Here is a 3,056-nt window from a genome sequence, read left to right on the forward strand (position 1 = left end):
TGCGTGCGGGTCTGGGCACCGCGCGCGGGCCCTGGGTCTCGCTGGGCGCGGCGCTGGGCCTGGTGCTGGCCCTGGCCGCCTGGCCCGGCCTGAGCTGGCCGGCGTCCAGCCAGGCGCACAAGCTGCCCTGGGTGGTGCTGGCGAGCCTGTTGGCCATGGTCCCCGCGCTGGCCCTGGCCAGCACGCGCCCCGCCGCCCGCCACCATCCGATGTGGCCCTGGCTGCTGGCGGCCTTGGCCTGGGGCGCCGCCTCAGCCTGGCTGCTGGGGCTGGCCTCGCCGCTGCGCCTGCTGCTGGCGGCCGGCGGCGGCGCGCTGGCGCTGGGCGTGTTGGCGTGGTCCACCGAAGCGCCGGGCGCCGAGCCCACAGCAGCGGCCGGCTCGGCCGGGGCCTTGGCGGTGCTGCTGATGGGCCTGGTGGGCATGGGGGTCCTGGCGGGTTCGCTGCTGCTGGCGCAGCTGGCGCTGATGGCGGCCGTCGCCACCGCCGTGCTGGGCCTGTGGGCCTGGACCGGACCACGCGCGGGGGTGCGCGTGGGGGCCGCCGCGCTGATGCCGCTGGCCAGCGCGGCCCTGGCCCTGCTCTGCCTCAACCTGCTCAGTGGGCAGGTGCCGGCGGGCGTGCCGGCCCTGCTGCTGCTCGCGCTCACGGCGCCCTGGTGGCTGGCCCGCCGGGCCGGGGCCGCGCGGCACTGGCGCTGGCGGCCGCTGGTGGTGGCGCTGCTGGCGGCCATTCCCGTGCTGGCCGCGCTGGGCTGGCAGGCCATGTGGCCGGGCGATGCGGGCGCCGGCGCGGCCGGCGACGACCCCTACTACACGCCGCGCTGGTGAGCGGCGCCCGCGCCGCCATCGGGGCCGGCCCTGGGTAGGCGTTCGGCGAACCCGATGCGATGATGGCCGCATGCCGTCCAGCCCCCGGTCCGCGCGCCCTGCCCCAGCCCCCAACGAGCCCGGCTCGGCCGCGCTGTCGGACGTGCCGGCCGACTGGCCGGCCCTGTGGGAGCAGGTGCTGGCGGCGCGCGAGGGCCGCGCGGTGCCGGCGTCCCGACGCGCCACGCTGGCCTGGCGGGCGGACGGCGGCTGGTGCATCCGGGGCCCGGTGAGCGCCCGCGCCGCCGCCCTTTTCGATCTTTACAAACCCTTGCTCGACGCGCGCGCCGCCCGCGGCGCGCCCTGGGTGGTGGCCCAGATGGGCCAGAGCCTCGACGGCTTCGTGGCCACGGCGACGGGCGACTCCTACTACGTGAACGGGGCGCACAGCCTGGTGCACCTGCACCGCCTGCGCGCGCTCTGCGACGCGGTGCTGGTGGGCGCCGGCACGGTGGCCATCGACAACCCCCAGCTCACCACGCGCCGCGTGCCCGGCCCGAACCCGGTGCGCCTGCTGCTGGACCCCGAGGCCCGGCTCGACGGCACCTCGCGCGCGCTGCGCGATGGCCAGTCCCCCACGCTGTGGCTGTGCGACGCACGCCACGCGGCCCGGGCGCGCGAGCGCCTGGGCCGCGGCGCGCCCGGCGCCGAGGTGCTGCCCGTGGCCGGACTGAGCGCGGGGCCCGGCGAAGCGCGCGGCCCCGACGCGCGGCGCCTGCTCGCCGCGCTGGCCGAACGGGGTCTGCGCGTGCTCTTCGTGGAAGGCGGCGGCGTCACGGTGTCGCGCTTTTTCGCGGCCGGCGTCCTGCAGCGGCTGCACCTGTCGGTGGCGCCGGTGCTGGTGGGCGACGGCCGGCGCGGCCTGCGCGTGCCCGCGCGCGAGGTGATGGCGGAGTGCCCCCGCCCGCCCGCGCGCCTGGTGGTGCTGGGCGACGACATGCTCTGGGATCTGGACCTCGCGGCGCTGGGCTGAGCGCTACGCCGGTACCGCCAGCAGCTCCAGGTGCCCCACGCGCACGCGCCCCGTGGCCGCGAGCGCCAGGCGGCGCTGCCGCCACGCCCCCACCCGCGCCGCCTGCGACGGGTCCTGCTCGGCGGCGGCGCGCGCCATGCCTTCGATCAGCGCGCGCTGCAGGGCCAGGCCGTCCCCCCCGATGCGCCAGTCGCTGCGCGCGAGCCGCACACGGTAGCCCTGCTCGCGCAGGCGAGCGGCCAGCCGCGGCACCGCCCGCGCGCCCAGCGCGGGGCCGAAGCCCTTGTCGCCTTGCTGGTGGGCGGCGAAGAGGCGCTGGATGGCGCCATCGTCCGCGTCCGCCGGGCCCCAGTGGTGGCGGCCATCCACGCTGAGCGACAGGAGCAGCGGCACGCGGGCCGCTGCCGCCAGCGCGGCCAGTTGCCGCAGCCAATCGGCCCCCACCAGATCGAGCAGGGCCGAGGCGGTGACCAGGTGGGCCGCGTGCCAGGGCAGCGTGGGCAGATCGCGCGCGAGATCGAGACGCCGGCGCACGATCTCCACGCCGCCGTCCCGCCATCGCAGCCGGTCGCCCGCGATCGGTTCGAATCCGGGCTGCGACGCCCATCGCCGCAGCAGCGCGGCGTCGTGGTCGAGCACCAGCCACTGCTGCGCGCCGCCCAGGCGCGGCGCCAGCCAGCGCAGGTTGGCGCCCGTGCCGCAGCCCAGGTCGATCACGCGCCAGGGGCCGTCGGCGGGCCGGCATGCCAGCAGGGGTGGCAGCAGCCGCGCGGCGGCCGTGTCGCGCGCGGCCGCGTCGAAGGGCTCGCGCAGCGCGAGCCAGCCGGCGCTGAAGCGCGCGCCGCGGGCCTTCACCACGCCAGCCCCCACACGCGGTCCAGCACGGCCTCGAAGCGCTCGGCCTGCTGGTCCCAGGACGGCAGCGCCCGCGCGGCCTGCCACGCGGCGTCGGCCCAGCGTTCGCGCAAGGTCCGGTCGGCGATGGCCGTGGCCAGCGCGGCCCGCCAGGCGCCCGCGTCGCCGGGCGGCACCAGCAGGCCGGCCCCCGCCGGCACGGTCTGCGCCAGCGCGCCCGCGCGGCTGGCCACGATAGGCAGGCCGTGCATCAGGGCCTCGTTGACGACCATGCCGAAGCCCTCGTGCAGCGAGGCCAGCACGAACAGGTCGGCGCTGGCGTAGCGCGCCTGCAGCGCCTCGGCGCTCAGCTCGCCGTG

Annotated in this window: 3 protein-coding genes and 1 pseudogene; 2 read left to right on the forward strand and 2 right to left on the reverse strand. The window is 78.7% G+C overall.

All coding sequences use genetic code 11. From position 1 onward, the window contains the following. Both BGO22_RS06440 and BGO22_RS06445 read left to right on the forward strand, forming a co-directional pair. Window positions 1-830, forward strand: a pseudogene (locus BGO22_RS06440) (hypothetical protein); the annotation flags it as partial. Window positions 831-900: 70 nt separating this feature from the next. Then, window positions 901-1,842 (forward strand): RibD family protein, encoded by a 942-nt coding sequence (locus tag BGO22_RS06445; protein WP_286849688.1) that lies wholly within the window; start codon window positions 901-903, stop codon window positions 1,840-1,842. Window positions 1,843-1,845: 3 nt separating this feature from the next. Here the strand turns inward: BGO22_RS06445 and BGO22_RS06450 are convergent, their stop codons facing one another. Both BGO22_RS06450 and BGO22_RS06455 read right to left on the reverse strand, forming a co-directional pair. Then, window positions 1,846-2,700, reverse strand: a complete 855-nt coding sequence (locus BGO22_RS06450; protein ID WP_139146981.1) for a class I SAM-dependent methyltransferase — start codon at window positions 2,698-2,700, stop codon at window positions 1,846-1,848. Beyond that, window positions 2,694-3,056, reverse strand: a 363-nt coding sequence (locus tag BGO22_RS06455; protein WP_286849689.1) for a glycosyltransferase, incomplete at its 5' end; no start/stop codon positions are given. The genes BGO22_RS06450 and BGO22_RS06455, both read right to left, overlap by 7 nt.

Origin of the sequence: Hydrogenophaga sp. 70-12 (assembly GCF_001897365.1) — a bacterium.
In the GTDB taxonomy this organism is placed as follows: Bacteria; Pseudomonadota; Gammaproteobacteria; order Burkholderiales; family Burkholderiaceae_C; genus Hydrogenophaga; species Hydrogenophaga borbori.

Coding starts and splice junctions, on each gene's coding strand:
- BGO22_RS06445 (WP_286849688.1), top strand. CDS start 901: ATGCCGTCCAGCCCCCGGTCCGCGCGCCCTGCCCCAGCCCCCAACGAG.